Source organism: Fictibacillus sp. NPDC058756 (assembly GCF_042746035.1).
GTDB lineage: Bacteria > Bacillota > Bacilli > Bacillales > Fictibacillaceae > Fictibacillus.
In genome coordinates this window covers 2,340,313-2,361,040 of the sequence record NZ_JBHYPU010000001.1, presented here as the reverse complement: position 1 = coordinate 2,361,040, position 20,728 = coordinate 2,340,313, and the positions used below count along the sequence as shown (strand labels likewise).

Below are 20,728 nucleotides of genomic sequence, written 5' to 3'. Positions count from 1 at the left end.
AGAATTTGTGTACGGAACAGGGGATGAAAAATATGAGTTTGCAATTTATTTTGGGACGATCCGGCAGCGGAAAGTCCCACTCTGTCTTTCAAGAGATACGTGAAAAACTTGCAGAGGATCCGATGGGGAGTCCTATTATCTACTTAGTGCCGGATCAGATGACCTTTCAATCCGAGTATAAGCTTGCATCAACTCCCGGATTAAATGGGATGATTCGTGCCCAAGTTTATAGTTTTTCACGTCTGGCTTGGCGCATTCTTGGTGAAACAGGCGGGATGACAAGAATGCACATCACAAGCACTGGTGTGAGAATGATGCTTCGCAAAATTATTGAGAGTAAGAAAGAAGAACTGAAGATATTTAAAAAAGCTTCTGAACAGAGCGGTTTTTATGAACTGCTCGAGCTTATGACAACAGAATTAAAGCGGTATTGTATATCCTCAGAAGACCTTTCCTGGAATGCAGAAACGCTGCTTTCTCTTGGTCAAAAAGAAAATAACAAAAAAGTGCTCAAAGACAAGATGTATGACTTAAGCATCATTTCAGGCGCTCTTGAAAAAGCTCTTGCTGGAAAATACTTAGATTCTGAAGATTATTTAAAACTGCTGCAAGAGAAAATACCTTATTCAGATACGATAAAGGATTGCGAGATTTACATAGACGGTTTCCATTCTTTTACACCGCAAGAACTTGAAGCAGCTGCTGGACTCATGGCACATGCAAAGAAAGTGACGATTGCCCTGACTTCAGAGGAATCATATCGTCCGGACACTGATCCGCATGAACTGGATCTCTTTTATATGACAAAGAAGACAGCACAAGTTCTCACACAAAAAGCGAAAGAGCTGAATGTGGAGATAGAAGAGCCAATCGTGCTTTCTCATACGCCAAAATTTATTTCTCCTGCGATTGCCCATATTGAAAAACAATATGATGCGAGACCTGCGATCAGCTATTCGAAACCAGAGGGGATACACTTAGCAGCTGGGGTCAATTTAAGATCAGAGGTTGAAGGTGCAGCGAGAAAAATTATTGAACTTGTACGTGATGAAGGATACAGATACCGGGATATTGCTGTAACGGTAAGAAATGCGGGCAGTTATCAGCCTCTTATTGAAACAGTATTTGCCGATTATGGGATACCTGTTTTTCTAGACCAAAAAAAATCGATGCTTCATCATCCGCTCATTGAACTGATCCGGTCTTCACTGGATGTTGTTTTAAAGAACTGGCGGTATGAAGCTGTATTTCGTGCTGTGAAAACGGATATGCTTTATCCGCTTGATGAGATGAGAAAAACAACATCAGAGATTAGAAGATGCATGGACGACCTGGAAAACTATGTATTGGCTCTCGGTATTCAGGGCAGCCGATGGACAGATTCAAAGCCTTGGAAGTATAAGAGATTCAGAGGATTTGAAGCTGATGATTTCGGAAAAACGAGCCAGGATGATGAAAAAGAACAGCTTATCAATGATCTTAGAGATATGATCGTGTCACCGATGAAAAGACTTTCTCGAGATTTATCTAAGAGCATAACCGTAGCAGATTTTTGTACATCACTTTATAAATATTTAGAAGACCTCTCCGTTCCTATGAAACTAGAACGCTTAAGGCTTCATGCTGAATCTGAAGGGAAACTTAGAGCTGCACGTGAGCATGGACAGGTGTGGAATGCAGTGCTTGGCCTTTTAGATGAAATGGTAGAACTGACAGGAAGCGAGAAGCTTTCCAAAGAAACATGGATGCAGATGCTTGAGACGGGTCTTGAAAGTATGAAGTTTGCTCTTGTTCCGCCATCACTGGATCAGGTGCTCGCAGGAACTTTGGAGCGTTCCCGTTTTACAGATGTGAAAGTTAACTTTTTATTAGGGGTTAACGATGGAATCATACCGCTTAAACCAAAAGATGATGGTCTGTTATCGGAAGATGAGAGAGAAGCGCTTGAAAGAAACGGTGTTGTCTTAGCACCTTCAGCAAGAAGAAAACTGCTGGACGAGCAATTTATGATCTATCTGGCATTGACGAACGGCAGTGACCGGTTGTTCATATCCTATGCGCTGGCTGATGAAGAAGGAAAAACATTGCAGCCATCAATGGTCATTCAAAGGATGCGGGATCTATTTCCTGATCTAAAAGAGACTCTATATCAGAATGAACCCGGAGTTGAAGAAGATTTGTCTTTTGTTCAGCATCCTGTGAAAAGTGTGTCCTATTTAAGTACGCAGCTTCGAGAATGGAAAAAGGGTTACCCGATCTCGCCAGTTTGGTGGGATGTCTATAATTGGATCATTACTGATGATCAGTATGACCACTATGCAAAAAAAGCGATATCGAGTTTGTTTTACTTTAACCGTGAAGCACCTTTAAGCTCTTCTGTATCAAAGGATCTTTATGGAGAAAGCATCTTAACGAGTATTTCCCGCATGGAGTTATTTCAATCTTGTCCGTTTTCACAGTTTATGTCATATGGACTGAAACTGCGGGAGCGTCAGATGTACAAACTGGAAGCTCCTGATATCGGACAGCTGTTCCATGCTGCTTTAAAACAGATGAATGATGCATTGCAGCAGAGGAGAGTCCAGTGGAGCGATCTTTCAAAAGGAGATTGCTACCGCATGGCAGGAGATATCGTTGATCTCTTGGCTCCTCAGCTTCAGCATGAGATTCTGTTAAGCTCCAACCGCCATCTTTATATTAAGAAGAAGCTGAAAGAAGTTGTGGGCAAGGCTTCGCATATTTTAAGCGAACATGCAAAGGCAAGCGGATTTACTCCAGCAGGTCTTGAACTGGCATTTGGCACAGGCGGAACGCTGCCGCCATTAGTGTATAAACTGCCGAACGGCACAACGATGGAAGTAGCAGGACGTATTGACAGAGTTGATACTGCTGCTAGTTCAAAAGGTCTCTTAATGCGGGTTATTGATTATAAATCGAGTTCAACAGGATTAAACCTTGCTGAGCTGTACCATGGCATCGCACTTCAGATGCTCACATATCTGGATGTAGCAGTAGCACATTCTGAGAAATGGCTGGGACAAGAATCGATTCCTGCCGGCGTGCTTTATTTCCATGTTCATAACCCTCTTTTAAATCAAAAGAAGCTATTGACTGCTGAGGAGATAGAAAAAGAAGTGCTGAAGAAATTCAAGATGAAAGGTCTTGTTTTAGCAGAAGAAGAAGCCGTGCAATTAATGGACAGCACGATGGATAAGCGTTCTAACATTATTCCGGTTGCACTCACGAATAATGGATTCCATAAGTCGCACTCTTCCGTTGCTTCGGCTTCCAATTTTGAAACAATGAGACATCATGCGCGTAAAATGGCTGTCAGCTCTGGAACAGGTATTACGGACGGAGTGATTGATATTTCGCCTTATGAAATGAAAAAGAAGGTGCCTTGCACGTTCTGTTCGTATAAACCTGTCTGCCAGTTTGATCAGACACTTGAAGAAAATCAGTACCGTCAGCTGAAACCGGAAAAAGATGAAATCATTTTAGAAAAAATGCAGGAGGAAGGAGGCAGCCTCATTTGAAAACATTAATTCCAAAACCTGAAGGATCAACTTGGACGGATGAACAATGGCAAGCAATCCAGGCACGAGGAGAAAATATACTTGTTGCAGCAGCGGCCGGCTCAGGGAAAACAGCAGTTCTTGTTGAAAGAATCATTACGATGATAAGAGAACAGTCTGCAGATGTAGACAGATTGCTCATCGTTACCTTCACAAATGCCGCAGCTGCAGAAATGCGCAAGCGGATTGGAGAAGCGATTGATAAGGAGCTGACTCATAATCCTTCTTCGCTGCATCTTAGAAGACAATTGAATTTATTGAACAAAGCTTCCATCTCTACCCTTCATTCTTTTTGTATTGAAGTTTTAAGAAAGTATTATTACGAAACAGATCTTGATCCAGGGTTCAGGGTAGCTGAAGAAACAGAAGCTGAACTAATCCGTCAGGAAGTGATCGAGGAGCTTTTTGAAGAAGAGTACAGCAAGGGAGAAGACCATACTTTTTATCAAGTGGTTGACGCCTATAGTTCAGATCGGAATGATATGGATCTTCAGAAATTTGTTCTCTCACTCTTTGATTTTGCAAGAAGCCATCCAGACCCTGAAGGATGGCTGGATCAAATGGCTGATACTTACAAGATCAATGCTTCGTCCATCGATGACCTTCCTTGGACTAAAGAACTTCTTGCGGATATTTCCCTGCAGTTAGAAGGACTGCAAGCGATGGCCATTCGTGCGCATGATCTGGCAGAAATTCCAGGAGGACCACTCTCTTATGCAGCGACACTGGAAGAAGACTTGGAATTTTTAAAGTCACTTGGTCATGTGAAAGAGAGCTGGAGCCAATTATATGAGGTTTTCCAAACGTATGAACCGCCAAAGCTAAAAGCGGTCAGAGGAAAAGATGTTGATGAAGAATTAAAGAATAAAGTAAAAGCAATGAGAGACATCATTAAAAAGAAAACGGGCAGTTTAAAAGAAGAATTCTTTGAACGTCATCCTGATTCCTATGTTGCACATATTGAAGAGATGGCACCGATCGTAAGAGAGCTATCATCTCTTGTAAAAACATTCGGCCGCAGATATTCATTGGCAAAGCGCGAAAAATCACTCGTCGATTTTGGAGATCTTGAGCATTATTGCCTGCAGGTATTAAAAGGTGAAGGTTCAACAATGGAAAATCCGGTTCCTTCTGATGCGGCAGCTGAATACCGTGAGCGGTTTGTCGAAGTTTTAGTAGATGAATATCAAGATACAAACTTTGTTCAGGAATCCATTGTCCGTCTCGTTTCAAAGGACTCGGGTTTTGGAAACATGTTCATGGTTGGTGATGTAAAGCAGTCTATCTACCGCTTCAGGCTTGCTGAACCGCTTCTCTTTTTATCAAAGTATAAGCAGTTCACAAAAGAAGGCGGGAATGGACTCCGAATCGATCTTGCCAAGAATTTCAGAAGCCGAAACGAAATTCTTCAGGCTACCAACTATTTGTTCAGGCAGATTATGAACGAAACAGTCGGAGAGATTGAATACAGTGAAGATGCTGAACTTAAATTAGGAGCAGATTATTACCCGGATCAGCCGGGAAATGAACCTGAACTGATTTTGATTAATAAAAGCCAGCCTGCTATTGATGAGGAAGGTCTAGAGAGCGGTGAGCTGGAAAAGTCAGACCTTGAGACCGTCCAGCTGGAAGCGCGTGTGATCGCTGAAAGAATAAAAGAAATAGTCGGGACAACGGGGAATTCTCCTCATCTTGTTTTTGATAAAAAAACGAAGATGATGCGTCCTGCAAAGTACAAAGACATCGTCATGCTTTTTAGAGCAACCTCACAATGGGCACCAGTTATTTTAGAAGAATTTAAACAGCAGGGGATTCCTGCACATGCTGAACTTTCAACTGGATATTTTGACGCGACGGAAATCCATGTGATGATGTCGCTTCTAAAAGTAATCGATAACCCTCTTCAAGATATACCGCTTGCAGCGGTTCTCCGATCTCCGGTAGTAGGTCTGACTGGTGAAGAGCTTGCAATCGTCCGGCTCATTCAAAAAAAGGACAACTATCTTGGAGCGGTCGAGCTATACAGTCAAGAAGGAGAAAATCCGGAAATCAAGGAAAAGCTTTCTCTATTCTTAAAACAGCTTGAATCATGGCGTCATCAGGCTCGTCAAGGGTCACTGGCAGATCTGATCTGGGACATTTATAGAGAAACGGGTTACTTTGATTATGTTGGCGGTCTTGCTGGAGGTAAACAAAGACAGGCAAACTTAAGGGCGTTATACGACCGTGCAAAAATGTATGAAAGCACATCTTTCCGCGGGCTATTTCGTTTCCTGCGTTTTATCGAAAGGATGCAGGAACGCGGCAAAGATCTAGGAGCAGCTAGAGCGCTCGGTGAACAAGAAGATGTTGTACGCATAATGACAATTCATAAAAGTAAAGGTCTCGAATTCCCGATCGTTTTTATCGGAGGCTTGAACAAGCAGTTCAATACGAGAGACCTAAAAGAAAAAGTGCTGCTTCATAAAGAACTTGGTCTCGGAACGCAATATATTAATCCTGTATACCGTGTAGCATATCCAACACTTCCACGATTAGCAATCATAGGCAGAAAAAAGATGGAGCTTGTCGCCGAAGAAATGCGTGTCCTTTATGTAGCACTGACACGTGCGAAGGAAAAATTGTATCTAGTCGGAACTGTGAATGACATCGAAAAATCTGCTGAAAGCTGGAGTGACTCTCTTTATGAAGAAAACTGGCTGCTTCCGGACCATGAACGTGCAGGAGTGAAAAGTTATCTGGATTGGATCGGGCGTGCGGTGATCCGGCATAAAAATGCAGGTCCTCTATTATCTGTACTAGGTACTGGTGAACGAGGAAGAGGAGAAGTTTTCATAGATGAAACAGATTGGAAGATTACCATTCTTCCAGCGAGTGATTATGAAGAACTTGAGACAGCACAAGAGCAGAAACAAGAAGAGCTGCTTTTAAAACTGCAAAAATCCGAGACGGTGGACATTGCTAGTGACTCGAAAGATGAGATCAGCCACCGTCTAGAGTGGCAATATCAACATAAGTCTTCAACTGCAACGCGCTCCAAGCAATCTGTTACAGAGTTGAAAAAGCAGTTTCAGACAGCAGATGAATACAGCAGTACTGATCTTGTAAAAGCAGCCCAGCCTGCCATCCACGAACGTCCTCGATTCATGCAGGAATCTCAGTTGAATGCCGCTGAAGCAGGTACTGCTATGCATATGGTTATGCAGCATGTGGATTTTAAGAAATCTCAAACTCTGGAAGACTTGCAGGAACAGATTGCAATGATGGAATCAAGAGAGCTTCTGACCTCGGAACAAGCCCGTTATATCCAGATTGGACAAATAATTGATTTTATCAATGGACCCCTTGGACAGAGAATCATAGAGAACGGAAACGTAAAGCGGGAAATTCCATTCAGTATGGCACTTCCCCTTTCTGAAACGAGAGAAAATTGGGGCGGGGAAGAGGAGCATGTACTCGTTCAGGGTGTTATCGATTGCCTGATTGAAGATGAGGATGGATTTGTCTTAATCGACTATAAAACAGATAAAATACAGAACAGATTTTCGAATGGATTTTCAGGAGCGAAAGAAACGCTGTTGAACAGATACGAAATGCAGCTTACTTTATACGCAAAAGCAATAGAAAGAATCTTAAAGAAACCGGTAAAAGAAAGCTATCTCTACTTTTTTGACGGTGGACACATTCTTCAAGTGAAATAGGGGGGATACGATGCGATTGCTTCACACCGCTGACTGGCATTTGGGACGTTCTTTGGAAGGACGCAGCAGGCTAGAAGAACAGCAAGCTTTTTTGGACGAACTAGTAGAAATTGTGTCCAGAGAAAAAATTGATGCAGTTCTTATGGCAGGGGATGTATTTGATACGGTGAATCCCCCTGCAGCTGCAGAACAGATGTTTTATGAAACTCTTGCCCGGATCAGCCGGAAAGGTGAATGTCCATTTATAGCGATAGCTGGAAACCATGATCATCCAGACAGACTCGCAGCTTCTTTTCCGCTTTCGAAAGAGCTGGGCATTACGCTAGTAGGACTTCCAACTTTAGAGCTGCAGCGGGTTCCAATTACCAGAACGGGAGAGATGCTGGAGATCGCAGCATTGCCTTACCCGTCTGAATCCCGTTTGAAGATGCTGTTAAGTGAATCAGCTGAAGAACTTGACGTTCGCAGCCAGTATGATGATTGGGTAGATTCCTACTTTAAAGAAATGACATCACGATACACACCTGGAAATGTGCACCTGGCAATGAGCCATCTATATGTTGCAGGAAGCAAGGAGAGCGATTCAGAGCGTCCCGTACATATTGGCGGAGCTTACACGGTCGCAGCAGAAAGCCTTCCTGCTGCAGCTCAATACGTAGCGCTGGGTCATCTGCACAGACCGCAAATCATAAAGCGTGCCAAAACAGAAGCGCGTTATTCGGGTTCTCCGCTTTCATATAGTTTTTCTGAGAGCGGTCAATCTAAATCAGTAACGATCATTGATGTGGAACCAAATCAGAAGGCAAATGTAGAAGAGATTCACTTAACATGCGGCAAACCTCTTGTAGCATGGGAAGCAAAGAATGGTGTTTCCGAAGTCTTTCAAGGTATTCAGGATGGTCTGCATCACAATTGCTGGATTGATCTGTCCATTCATGTGCAGGATGCTCTTTCAATGGAAGAGATTCAGAGACTCAGAAAAGCGCATGATGGTATTGTTCATATAAAGCCCGTTTTTACAGAAGCTCTTGGTGAACAGATCAGCATTTCTGCACAAAAGCTTCCGGTAGATGAGCTTTTTACAGCATTTTATAAACGTCAAACTGGCGGAGCTGTACCTGATCAAGAACTGATTTCACTTTTCCTCGATCTCGTAGGTGAAGAAGATGGGGAAGGAGAGAATGCGGGATGAGACCATTATCATTAAGTGTTTCTGGACTCCAAAGCTTCCGCGAATCACAGACCATACCTTTCAGCGAGCTTTGTTCGGGTGGAGTATTCGGGATCTTCGGACCAACAGGAAGCGGGAAATCAACAATCCTCGATGCAGTAACACTTGCTTTGTATGGAAAAGTGGAGCGTGCTGCTGGCGGAACACACGGAATCATGAACCAGGCTGAAGATAAACTCTCTGTTTCTTTTTCTTTTCAGTTAGGTCAGGACGATACCGAAAAGAACTACACGGTTGAACGTTCCTACAAAAGAACAGGTGAACATACGATTCGGACGAGCACTTCTAGATTGATTGAGTCCGTAAATGGTGAATCCGTTGTACATGCGGACAAAGAAAGAGACGTTACAAGGCTTGTTCAAGAACTCATAGGTCTTACGATAGAAGACTTTACACGTGCAGTTGTACTGCCACAAGGCAAGTTTGCCGAATTTTTATCGTTAAAAGGTGCAGACAGAAGACAGATGCTTCAGCGTCTTTTTCAGCTAGAAAAATATGGCGACGTTTTAAATCAAAAGCTTAAGAAGAGATCTGATGAACAAAAGAACCGCCTAAATGAGATTACGGCGGAACAAGCCGGATTAGGCGATGCTTCACAAGAAGCCTTACAGGAAGCAGAGTCACAGCTCAAAGAAAAAGAACAAGTTCTGCTTAACATTTCAGAACTTCTAAAAGCAGAAGAAGAAAAATATAAGCTGAAAAAAACATATTGGGAGACACAATCAGAAAACGAAAAACTTCTTTTAAGACAAAAAGAGCTGGACTTACAATTGCCTGAAATGGAACAGCTGAAACAATTTCATAAAAAAGCAGTAATGGCTGACCGTCTTATACCATATGCAGAAGAATGGTTCGATTCCGACAAAGTAAAAAAAGAACTGGGAATGGAAAAGGAACAGCTTGAGTTAAATGCTGAAAAGCTAAAAAAGCTTTTTGCAGAACATGAAAAACAGTACGTGGAAGCGAAAGATACAAAGGATAAAGAAGAGCCGGAATTAATAAGAAGACTCAGTGTGTTAGAAGAGGCGTTCCGGTGGGAGAAAGATCTCAATGAAAAGGAAGCAGAATTGCAGAAAGAAACTATAAAGCTTTCTGAAATGGAAAGCTCTTATTCACTTGGTAAAAAATCTGAAGAAGATGCGATTGGCTTGCTTGAAAAAGGGAAGAACAAACAAAGTTCTCTACAAGAGGAATTAACGGGAATTGAGATCAGTCAAAAAGAACGTGCGGTAATGCAGTCTGCTCTATTGCTCTCACAGCGTTATCGAAGCTTTCAAAACGAAGAACAAAACATTCAAAACGAGCTTAAGCAAGCTGTGAAAAATCTGGAATCGATGAACCAAAACATAAAACTTGTAAAGGGCACGATCAGTACAAGCATAGATAACTGGAAAGCTCTATCAAGTGATGTTTTGTCTTTATATAATGAAGCACAAAATGCGATCAGAGAAAATGAAAGTCTGTCTCTTTCGTTACAGGAAACACTTAAAATAGAAAAAGAGTACCAGGAAAAATGTAAGATTCAGCATCTAGCTGCCCAGCTATCTTCGCAATTGGAAGAGAACGAGCCATGTTCAGTTTGTGGCTCGACTGTTCACCCTTTTCCATTTAATGAATCAAACAATGGCTTAGAAAGTAACGATGACAAAGTAGAGTTCTTAGAAGCTGCAAAAGTTACTTTGCAAAATAAGCACCGTGATTTAATTCATCTTACAGAAGCGCTTGAAAAATTATCAAATAAAATATGGTCAAAGATGAATGTGCCAAGCGAGGAAACAGCTGCAGCACGTGATGCTGCAATAACTGAAAGTGTAAATACCGACAGAACAATTGATGATGAGAAACTGAATGAGCACTCAACTAAAGTAAAAGGAGTTGTGCAGGATCAGCTCTCACTAGAAGACCGATTTGAATCACTCACTTCCCGCTTTGACGAACAGCAAAAACAGCTTGAGCATCTGACATTTAACTGTGAACATGCTGACAAGCAGGTGAATGATCTCCAGCAAAAACTAACAGCTAATAAAGAGTCTAAAGAAGAGATTTCAACTGAATGGAAAGAAGCAGAAATATCTTATGAATTAGATAATCTGAATGAAGTAAAAAAGCAGTTTGAACAGCGTGAAACAAGGCAAAGTGATATTCAGGAAAGCCTTAAAGTCGCTGCAGATTTTCTTGAAAAGCAAAATAGTAAAATTGAAAAACTAAAAGAAGAGAACAGAAAGCTTGAATTCTATATAAATACAAATAAGAACCAGCTGGAGCTCCTGAATAAGGATATTCAGCATCTTAAAGAAAAACTGCTCGACCGACTAGGTGATAAAAAAGCAAGTGAACAATATGAATACGTGGATAATCAGCTGAAAACGATTGCTGCCGCATATAAGGATGCTGCAGAGCAACATGAGCGTTCACGCAAACAATTCCAGGAAGCTGACAAAGCATTTCATTCGATTCTGCAGCGTTATGAAGATGCTCTTAAAAGAAGCGAAAAAGCTCATGCCCAATGGAATGAGAAACTGCAAAATTCAATTTTTAACAGCTTTGAAGAGTATTCAGAATCTGTTAGAGATGAAGCTTCTCAACAAAATTGGGAAGAGCAGCTGACGATCTTTTCTGATCAGTGCAAAGAGGTAAAAGCAGCTATTGAAGGATTAAAAGCAAAACTTCCTGAAAAACCAATTAGTGAAGAAGAAATGCTTCAACAGCAAACAGCTTTGAATGAACGGAAGCAAGAAGCTGATGCCACTAGGGAAGCTGTAGGACAGGCAAAGCAAAATTGGATTACAATTGAAAAAAATCACGCTCGTTTTAAAGAGCTCGAAAATGAAAAGCATAAAGTGTCAATACTTCTCGAACAAATCGGAAAGCTTCAAAGTGTGTTTAGAGGAAACGCGTTTGTAGAATTCATGGCAGAAGAGCAGCTCATTCATGTGACGCGTGATGCTTCAAGCCGGCTTTCTAAGCTCACAAGAGGGCGTTATGCGATTGAAGTTGACTCCAACAGCGGTTTTGTTATTCGAGATGATGCAAATGGAGGAATCAAGAGGCCGGTTACTTCTTTATCAGGAGGAGAAACATTTCTGACTTCACTTGCGTTAGCACTATCCTTATCAGCGCAAATCCAGTTGAGAGGTAAGTTCCCGCTTCAATTTTTCTTCTTAGATGAAGGATTTGGAACGCTGGATCAAGAACTGCTCGATACTGTTGTAACAGCACTTGAAAAAGTTCAGATGGAAAACTTTGCAATTGGTGTCATTTCACACGTACCTGAGCTGAAAGCTAGATTGACGAAGCGTCTCATAGTAGAACCAGCTCAATATTCTGGTAAGGGGACTAGAGTAAGACTGGATCAGCTATAAAAGAAAGGGTTCAAGGCAATTATACCTTGAACCCTTTTTTTATTCGATAATACCATGTCCGATTACATCAACATCAATCGAAGCTTTAAAATCAATTTTCGGATATACTTCTTTCCAGTTTAACTTCTCCCAGACTGGATAATGATAGGCCATCACATGTCTGCCGACTCCGTATGGGTCGCTGTTCATTTTTTGAAGTTTATCGATTACTTTTTGTGCATCTTTTGTAAGCTTTTTAGAAAGCCGTTTTTCAACATTTTCCACTTCGCCCGGGGTTGCGAAGTTATCGCTAGGGTACTCCGTTACTAAAACTTTCATTTTTAATTTTATTTCTGCAGAAACTTTTCCTTCTGGTGTTACATCAACATTAAAAGAACGCTTATTCTTTTTAACCTTAATCGTCACATAATTCATTAATTCAGGTTTTTTGTTATTAAAGATTTTCTTCGTTGTACTCATGGCGATCGTATGCTTTTCTCCAGTTAGCATTGTATATGTCACAGATAAAGGTTCTCTGATTGTTCCAACCATCTTATGTTCATGGAACAATGCTACACCACGGATGCTTACTGTTTTTTTTAAGGGCTCTAGATAGGGAAGAGCAAAATCTTGGCCAGGATCAAACATGATAGGACATATCGTCTGTATATTTTCTTTTGGAACTGTGGCAGATTCTTCTGCACTGCGAATGGAATCTCTTAAGTATTCCCCTACGCCTGACGACATTTTAGTCTCCTCAAACCTTGTGCTGATCACATCAGAAGCTTTTCCTTTTGCAACGGCTAGCTTCGCATTCAAAGCTGATTTGGGATCACGGTAAAAAACATCTAAAAGTTGATAAATGTCTTTTTTTGCAGCATCTTCTCCGAAAAGAATGATTTGATTCTTAGAAGCATCAAGTCTTTCTGCTACTCTTCTATCAAGTCTTAACCGGCTCTGCCGAGCTGTGTTGCCTGAAGCAGAGAATATTTGATTTACAATGTTTCCTTTTCCCGCTTCTGTCGCAACAGATTGAGGAATAGCTGCTGTTGTTAATACTTTTCCATCCTTTGTATAATCAAAGCCTCCAGCTGTAATCAGCTTGGTTTGGTTAAGCATATTTTGATCCCAGCATCCAGTTAAAAGAAGCAGAACAGGAAGAATAGATAGAATTTTTCTCATGAAGAAGCTGCTCCTTTCTCCTGCTTTTTCCTAAGTACGGCGATCAGTAGTAGAATGATTGGAAATAGGGCAGAAAAGAAGAGTGATGTAAGGCTTATATATTTGTTCCATGTCATTACTTCCAGTTTTTCATTTGGAATGATAGCAATTAATGCGCAAAAGATAACAACATAAGGTGCTCCTTTTTGATGATTTTTTAGTCTAAAAAGAGTTTGTACGCCTTTTGCTGTGATAAAGAGATAACTGATGAATGAAGTAGCCACTGATATGATCCACACAGAAAGAAAGATCAAGTCGGTTCTTTCAATAATGGAAAATGAAAAAGCTTTAAGCATATATAAAACAGGTTCAGGCACAATTATGATTTCCTCAGGGTTAAAAAATATATAAGTGGTAAAAACGATAAATGCATAAAGGACTGTTATACAAAAAGCTGCGAAAGAAATGACTTTTATATTTTTTGACGGTGTTCCGTTCGAGTAAGCTAAAAATACAAGTGCTGCATCAAATCCCAGCATAGCAACAACAGCATCAGAAGAGCTCTTAATAATCGTAAGCATTCCAGTCTGCCCAACTGGAAAGATATACAGAAGTTGAACATCTGTATAAGCGTACAGGATGAAAAGAAACAAAATAATCAATAGTGGCGTGACGATTACAAAAAATCTTGAAATTTCTCTAGGGGTACTTGTAATGAAATAATATCCTGCAGCGGCCATGATAAAAATTATCACCCAATGCGGTGTTTCAAATAAAATCCATTTACCAACAATGGTGTTATACATGATTAAGATTAAAATTGAAATGAACGCGAAATGCATCGTGTAGATAAAGTTGAACACGAGACCTAAGTTCTTCCCCATTATTTTTGGAAGAATCTCATAAATCGTGTTCTGTGGAAATCTGTCACATAATTTCCAGATTGCCAAAATTGAAAATTGAATGAATAAACCGGCAATGATCAGAGAGATCCATCCATCAATCTTAGCCTTCGTAAATAAAGAGTATGGCAATGATAATACACCGACACCGATCTGTGTCTGAACAATCAAAAAGAATAGCTGTCTATGTGTGATCGTATGACTATTCATGATTTATCCCACTTTCGAGTATGGTTAGCATTATCCACTTTTTGAGCAGTTACATCTTTAGGGCGAGTGTTTTGTTTCCAAAATGGAGCACGTATGAACGCATCCTTTAAATCTGCTAAGTTCAAAGGGGCGATTGGAGCAAAATAAGGCGACCCAAACGTATAAAGTCTGCATAAATGAAAAATTAAGATTAGAAATCCGAATACTATCCCCAAAAAGCCCATAGTAGCAGCTGCAACCATGAACGGGAAACGTAATATACGTACTGCAGCACTCATCTCATTTGACGGAACAATGTAAGCTGCAATGGCAGTAATGGCCACAACGATGATCATTAAATTTGATACTAGTCCTGCTTTTACTACTGCATCACCGATTACGAGACCACCAACAATAGCGATGGTGGAACCGATCCTTGTTGGAAGTCTTATAGAAGCTTCTCGTATCAATTCGATCGTGAGCTCCATCAGAAGTGCTTCAAATAGGGGAGGATAAGGGATATCCTCAAGAGAACTTTTTATCAGCAAAATGAGACCGAACGGAATGACCTCATAATGAAACGAAACGATAGCGATATATACAGCAGGTAATCCCATAGCAATAAAAAAACCCATGATTCGAACAAAACGGAAGAAGGAACCGATATGCCATCTTTTATTGTAATCATCCACGGATTGATAGAACGAAAAGAAATTTACAGGCATGACGTGTGCCGTAGGTGATGTGTCATATATAAGGGCTACTCTGCCTTCCATTAAGTTAGCCGCCACACGATCTGGCCGTTCTGTACTGAGCATCTGCGGGAAAAAGCTGAACGGCTTGTCTTCAATGCTTTCCTCAATATTTCCCGGAGTAAAAACCGCATCAGCCTCAATGGATTTTATTCTTTTTTCAACTTCCTTTACATGTTCAGGGTCACAAATATTGTCGACATATAATAAAGCGATTGTAGTATGAGTCTCTTTACCAACTTGGAGATATTTCACAGTCAATCTTGGCGTTTTTAACCGTTTCCGTACCAGTGCCAGATTAGTTGAAAGGTTTTCGATGAAACCTTCATGGGCACCGCGGATTATTGTTTCATTGTCGGGTTCTGTTATATCTCTCTGAGTTTTCACAGGTGTAGACATAGCATAAAAACAAGTTGTATCTTCAGTAAAAATAAGCGTGTTTGATTGCAGAAGCAGCTCCTGTACTTGTTTCATTTCTGTGTGCTTCTTAAGGTCAATACTCGCCATCTGCTTAAAAGAAGCAAAATTGATATCTTTATCTGTCACAAATAAAGGATTTAAGATCATGCTCTGCACAAGCTGTTTATCGACAATAGATTCAATATAAAGAAGAGCTATCCGGCTTTTATCAGATGGAAGCTCAATTTCATGTGTCATTAAATCTTCAGTTGCAGAGAAGGGTTCTTTAACCTTGGTTAAAATTTCATCTAGACTAAGATTTTGAACCGTGACTGACTCGTAATCTTCCGAATTGGCCTCTTTAGGATTGTCTTGCTGTTGTGGAGCCTCTTTTTCTTGTATTAGCTTTTTAGGTTTCTTAAAAAAAGTCATATAGACCTCATCCCGATCTGCAATAGTTTGCCTTAGTTTTTGCGGATTAAAGGCATTTATACGGAGATGTGCCTATTTTTGAAAAAACGAGTCAGAAATTGTCATTATGAGTAAAAAATTGTGATACGATATATAGATAAACAGAGAGAGAAGGGGGAGGCCTTATGACAGGAAGAGCTCAATTTATTCCTGCTTTAACAAAGCCTTATACATATTTTTCATTTTATAAAGAGTGGAAAGAAAAAGAAGGATTCTGGATTAGATTTATTGCCATATTAGCGGTCAGCGGACTGCTTCATGCGCTATCTTTTTTTGCGGCATATCCATCTTTTAAAACCATTTCATTCGTTGAATCTGCAAAACTTTCAGGAGCAGAACAAGAGCTGCTCAGATTTTTCATATCTTTAGCCGGAGGTGCATGGGGAATTATTGTACCGTTCCTAATTCTCCAAGCAGGGACTTTATATCTTTACGTATTCTTTAGAGATGTCGGCTACAAAGCTCTTTTTTATGTGATGAGTGTCGTGTATGTGCTTTTTCTAATTGGATTAGCATTTGAACTGCCATTTCAATTTGCAACAGGTGCTGAAGAAGTTGTTCAGCCTTTAGGTTTTGGATTTACAGGAGTTCTGTTTTTTAAGCACGGATTTTGGCAGGAGCTTTTGAATTCCATTAATTTATTTACCGTATGGGGTTCAGTTGTCATTTACTTTGCATTAAGACAGTTATCATTTAAAGCAAAAAGTTACTGTTTAGCCATCACAATTTGCGGATCTGTTTTCTGGATAATTTTATATTCCTTATATGCTGCATTAGTCAGCGGACAATTGGTGTAGGGGGGAGCTGTCATATGAATAGGTTGAAATGGATAGCGGCTGGCATAATAATTGTTCTCCTGCTAGTGATGAATTTATTTATATTTGATAAAAAAGAGTCTACAGCAATTGAAGCTCCAAGACTTGAAACAACACTCTCCAAAGAGAGAGATTTTTCGAAAAAGCATGAAGTAACAGGAATTGCATTTTCAAAAAACACGTTTGATATTTATCGGAATGACTCATTAGGATCGATAAAAGAAATAATGGTGAAACCTGGTGATATGGTATCCTCAGGTCAGACACTTGTTACATACGAAAATAACGAAATTGAAAAAGAACTTCGAACACTGAAAAGAGAAAAAGAAGCTGCAGATGTGCGTGCCGATCATTACTCTAGCCAGATAAGCGAGTGGGAAAGCGAACTTTCAAGCTTCGACGATGAGAAAGACAGTGCCGAGGCAAAGGTAAGACTTCAAGAGCAGTTGAGCAATGCTGAACTTCAAGAAGAGCTTGCAGAAAATGAAAGCTCAGTATTATCCGGTGAAATCAGCGATTTAGAAGATCGTCTTGATTCTCTCTCTATAAAAAGTCCTGCAGATGGGGTCGTTTCAGAAGTTAATGGCATTCAAGATCAAAAACCCGTAATGACAATTGTGGGACAAGGAAATTTTGAATTAAAAGCTGAAGTCAAACAAGAGATTGCTGGTTTCGTAAAAACAGGAGATCCTGTCCAGATTGAGTCACCTGCTATTAATAAAAAGCTTAATGGAACGGTTCAAACGGTTCTGCCATCTGAAGAGGATCAGACTTTTACGTTGACAGTTCTTGTAGAGGATGAAGCTGCTTGGGTAGAAGGACAGACAGCGAAAATCATCATTTCTGAAAAATTAGCGGAAAAAGCAGTAAGTGTTCCAAAAAAAGCTGTCTTGAAAGATGAGGGTAATAAGTATGTGCTTATTATCGTAAAAGATAAGCTGTACAAGATGAAAGTTGAGACAGGGATTGAGCAAAAAGGTTTCGTGCACATAAAAAAAGGACTCAAAAAGGACAAAACCGTCATTTTGAATCCTTCATCAGTATTTGTTTCCGGGCAGCCGGTATTTAAAAAGTAGGGTTGTTTAGGTAAACTTTGCAGCTTTTGAAAGAGGTTAATTTCCGTTGCAGTGGCTCGCTTTCCGCGGGGCGTGCGGTGAGCCTCCTGCCGCTTTGCGCCATTAGGAGTCTCCACCTGTCTGCTCGTCCCGCAGGAGTCTCGCCCTTTTACTCCAATTAACTATTCAATGAAGATGCTTTCCTTAATAGCAACAATCGTTAGATAACAACAAATATAATAAACAAAAAAGGGATGCGGATTACGCGTCCCTTTTTACATGTATAAGTGATTTAGGTGCAGTGAAAATCTGCATGTTTTGCTGTTTTGGGTCAAACAGAGCAATCAGCAAATATGATTTTTCTGGATGATGTTCAATTTGATCTAATAATGGATCGATTGCGGTTTCTGTAACAAAGGCATGTTTATAAATGTCTTTTTCAGAAAGTGCCGGGAAACCTTCAATCACTTCAGGTGACTGTGTAAGCAATGACAAGACTTTAGATGTTTCTTCTTTGTTTTGTGTATTTTCCCACCATGGCTTACGAGGCTTATACTGCTGACGTTCTAAATAGTCAAGCTTCATCAGACTTTCAGCTGCAGGCAAAGCGTGTGGTGCAGATTCTTTTAAGAATGCGATCAATCGTTTAAATAAATCTTCAAGCTGGTGTCCGATTCTGGACCACCCTCTTGTCTCCCAATATGTTCCGAACTCCTGGAAGAAATCAAACGGCGAATCAAACACATTGTTGATCAGATATTTTACCGTGTGATCCATTCGATGATCGTTCCAGTATTTCTCCAATACGTCCTCTACTTGCTTAATGCGGATGATTTCGTCAAACGTCAGGACATTGTTCCCTAAAATTTCATATGGAGAATGATCCATATAGATGTAATCATGCTTTTCAGCTGTCAGACGAAGCCCAGTACCGCGCAGCATCTTTAAAAACCCTAACTGAACTTCCTCAATCCCAAATGCAAAAACATCGTTAAATGTTTTACGGAACGAGTTATAGTCTTCTTCAGGCAATCCAGCGATTAAATCTAAGTGCTGAACAATCTTTCCGCCGTCACGCACTGTTGTAACTGTTCGGGTAAGCTTCTCGAAATTTTGTCTGCGCTGTACAAGTTCGTTAACCGCATCATTTGTAGATTGAACACCAATCTCAAAACGGAACAAACCTTTTGGAGCATGTTCATTTAAATAATCGATAACTTCAGGTCTCATAATATCTGCCGTGATTTCAAATTGGAACACGACGCCAGGCCGGCGGTTCTCGATTAAAAAAGAAAACATTTCAAGCGCATAATCACGGCGAATATTGAACGTTCTATCTACGAACTTAATAATCTTCGCCCCGTTATCCATCAAGAAGATTAAGTCATCTTTAACAAGATCAGGATTAAAATAACGGACACCTACTTCGATTGAAGATAAGCAGAATGCACATGAATAAGGACAGCCGCGGCTCGTCTCAAAATAAGTGATGCGTTTAGAAAGAGATTCAATGTCTTCCTCAAACCGAAATGGGGATGGGACTGTTTTTAAATCCAGCTTTTCACGTGGTCCATTGATTTTCGGTTTGCCGTCTTTTCTATATGCAAGACCAGCGACAATATCAAACGAACCGTTATTCTGAATCTGGCCAAGCAAGTGCTTAAAAGTTTCTTCGCCTTCATTCACAACGATAAAATCAACTTCTGGAATACGGTCAAGCCAATACGCTACATCGTAGGAAACTTCAGGTCCGCCAAGAACGATCTTTGTTTCAGGCTTAATCTTCTTAAACATCTGAATAACCTTGATCGTTTCTTCAATGTTCCAGATATAACAGCTGAAACCAAGGACATCTGGCTGCTGGCTGTAAAGGTCAGTCACGATATTCAGCGATGGATCTTTTATCGTGAACTCGCGAATCGTTACAGTAAATTCAGGTTCGCTGTATGCTTTTAAATATCTTAAAGCAAGACAAGTGTGTATATATTTTGCATTTAACGTACTTAGTACAGTTTTCATGGTTTCATTCCCTCATTACGTTTACCCAAATGACTGGGTGATTTAGATGACACACTATTTTACCATATTTTAAAACGAAGAAAAAATCAGTTCTGACTGGAATTATTAACAGCATATTTCTTTACGGTACAAAGCTCTGGAATATATAGTAGAACTAATCATCATGAAAGCGTTTTTTAATAGGAGGAGTTTAGACAAAATGAAACTTGTGTCTGCAGTTCAAAAGAGAGATTCATTTATAGGAATGGTAAATGATGATGCTGTTATCAACGTATCAGCTCTGGCAGCTTCACTGGAAAAAAAGATGCCTCAAACCTTATTAGATGGAATTCAACAAGGGGAAGAATTTATTTCTGCTGTTCAAGATCTTGTGAATTCTGCAAAAGCCGCAGATTATACATATCCATTGGAAGAGGTTCATTTATTAGCGCCTATTCCGCGTCCTTCGAAAAATGTATTTTGTATCGGTAAAAATTATCGTGACCACGCAATAGAAATGGGGAGCGAAGCAGATATTCCTGAAGACATCATGGTATTTTCAAAAGCTCCAACAGCGGTTATTGGACATGGTGAGGGAATTCCAAGCCATTCGAAGGTTACTGATCAATTGGATTACGAAGGAGAACTCGCTGTTGTCATCGGGAAAACAGGAACAGGAATCACTAAGGAAGAAGCAATGGATTACGTGTTTGGCTACACGATTATCAATGACATCACAGCACGTGATCTGCAGCAGAAGCATAAGCAATTTTTGCTTGGAAAAAGTTTAGACGGTACTTGTCCGATGGGACCTTGGATCGTACATCATTCTGAAATCCCGAATCCAGAGAATCTTATGATTGAAACGAAGGTAAACGGGGAAGTGCGTCAGAAAGGAAATACATCTGAATTTATTTTTGACATACGGACTATGATTGCTGAACTTTCAAAAGGCATGACGCTTGAAGCCGGAGACATTATCGCGACAGGAACGCCAGCAGGGGTAGGGAAAGGTATGAAGCCGCCAGTTTTCCTTCAAGCCGGAGACACGATTGAAATCTCAATAGAAGGAATCGGGACACTTCGTAATGAAATAGTAGAATGAAGTCGAATTTTACTAGTTACATAGAGGAGGAAT

11 protein-coding genes are annotated in these 20,728 nt (G+C 40.4%); 7 read left to right on the top strand and 4 right to left on the bottom strand.

Features of this window, described 5'->3' with window-relative positions; genetic code table 11:
- Positions 1–32 precede the first annotated feature (32 nt).
- The 4 genes from addB to ACFW35_RS11825 are packed head-to-tail and all read left to right on the top strand — an operon-like array spanning position 33 to position 11,869.
- Positions 33–3,536: a helicase-exonuclease AddAB subunit AddB gene (gene addB / locus ACFW35_RS11840; RefSeq protein WP_379845920.1), complete on the top strand. Its 3,504-nt coding sequence runs from the start codon at positions 33–35 to the stop codon at positions 3,534–3,536.
- The gene (addA, locus tag ACFW35_RS11835; RefSeq protein ID WP_379845919.1) at positions 3,533–7,276 is read left to right on the top strand and encodes a helicase-exonuclease AddAB subunit AddA; all 3,744 of its coding nucleotides are present in this window, start codon (positions 3,533–3,535) and stop codon (positions 7,274–7,276) included. The genes addB and addA overlap by 4 nt, the downstream gene beginning before the upstream one ends.
- A gap of 10 nt (positions 7,277–7,286) precedes the next feature.
- Complete coding sequence (locus ACFW35_RS11830) at positions 7,287–8,468, top strand: metallophosphoesterase family protein (RefSeq protein ID WP_379845917.1); 1,182 nt, start codon at positions 7,287–7,289, stop codon at positions 8,466–8,468.
- Positions 8,465–11,869: an SbcC/MukB-like Walker B domain-containing protein gene (locus ACFW35_RS11825; protein WP_379845915.1), complete on the top strand. Its 3,405-nt coding sequence runs from the start codon at positions 8,465–8,467 to the stop codon at positions 11,867–11,869. Before ACFW35_RS11830 ends, ACFW35_RS11825 begins: the two co-directional genes overlap by 4 nt.
- A 39-nt stretch (positions 11,870–11,908) precedes the next feature.
- On the opposite strand, the gene ACFW35_RS11820 is transcribed toward ACFW35_RS11825, so the two are convergent.
- Genes ACFW35_RS11820 through ACFW35_RS11810 form a run of 3 tightly spaced genes read right to left on the bottom strand, consistent with a single transcriptional unit; the run spans position 11,909 to position 15,683 of the window.
- The gene (locus ACFW35_RS11820) at positions 11,909–13,030 is read right to left on the bottom strand and encodes a Ger(x)C family spore germination protein (RefSeq protein ID WP_379845913.1); all 1,122 of its coding nucleotides are present in this window, start codon (positions 13,028–13,030) and stop codon (positions 11,909–11,911) included.
- A complete protein-coding gene (locus tag ACFW35_RS11815; protein ID WP_379845911.1) occupies positions 13,027–14,121 on the bottom strand; it encodes a GerAB/ArcD/ProY family transporter in 1,095 nt (364 codons plus the stop codon). The genes ACFW35_RS11820 and ACFW35_RS11815 overlap by 4 nt, the downstream gene beginning before the upstream one ends.
- The gene (locus ACFW35_RS11810) at positions 14,118–15,683 is read right to left on the bottom strand and encodes a spore germination protein (RefSeq protein WP_379845910.1); all 1,566 of its coding nucleotides are present in this window, start codon (positions 15,681–15,683) and stop codon (positions 14,118–14,120) included. The genes ACFW35_RS11815 and ACFW35_RS11810 overlap by 4 nt, the downstream gene beginning before the upstream one ends.
- A 164-nt stretch (positions 15,684–15,847) precedes the next feature.
- Between ACFW35_RS11810 and ACFW35_RS11805 the strand changes: the two genes are divergently transcribed.
- Positions 15,848–16,519 carry a hypothetical protein gene (locus tag ACFW35_RS11805; RefSeq protein ID WP_379845908.1) on the top strand — a complete coding sequence of 224 codons (672 nt, stop codon included), beginning with the start codon at positions 15,848–15,850 and terminating at the stop codon, positions 16,517–16,519.
- A 14-nt stretch (positions 16,520–16,533) separates the two neighbouring features.
- Complete coding sequence (locus tag ACFW35_RS11800; protein WP_379845906.1) at positions 16,534–17,613, top strand: efflux RND transporter periplasmic adaptor subunit; 1,080 nt, start codon at positions 16,534–16,536, stop codon at positions 17,611–17,613.
- 240 nt (positions 17,614–17,853) lie between these two features.
- Here ACFW35_RS11800 and ACFW35_RS11795 read toward each other — a convergent pair whose 3' ends face one another.
- Positions 17,854–19,611, bottom strand: a complete 1,758-nt coding sequence (locus ACFW35_RS11795; protein ID WP_379845905.1) for a B12-binding domain-containing radical SAM protein — start codon at positions 19,609–19,611, stop codon at positions 17,854–17,856.
- 199 nt (positions 19,612–19,810) lie between these two features.
- On the opposite strand from ACFW35_RS11795, the gene ACFW35_RS11790 reads away from it, so the two are divergent.
- Positions 19,811–20,695 carry a fumarylacetoacetate hydrolase family protein gene (locus tag ACFW35_RS11790; protein WP_379845904.1) on the top strand — a complete coding sequence of 295 codons (885 nt, stop codon included), beginning with the start codon at positions 19,811–19,813 and terminating at the stop codon, positions 20,693–20,695.
- Positions 20,696–20,728 lie beyond the last annotated feature (33 nt).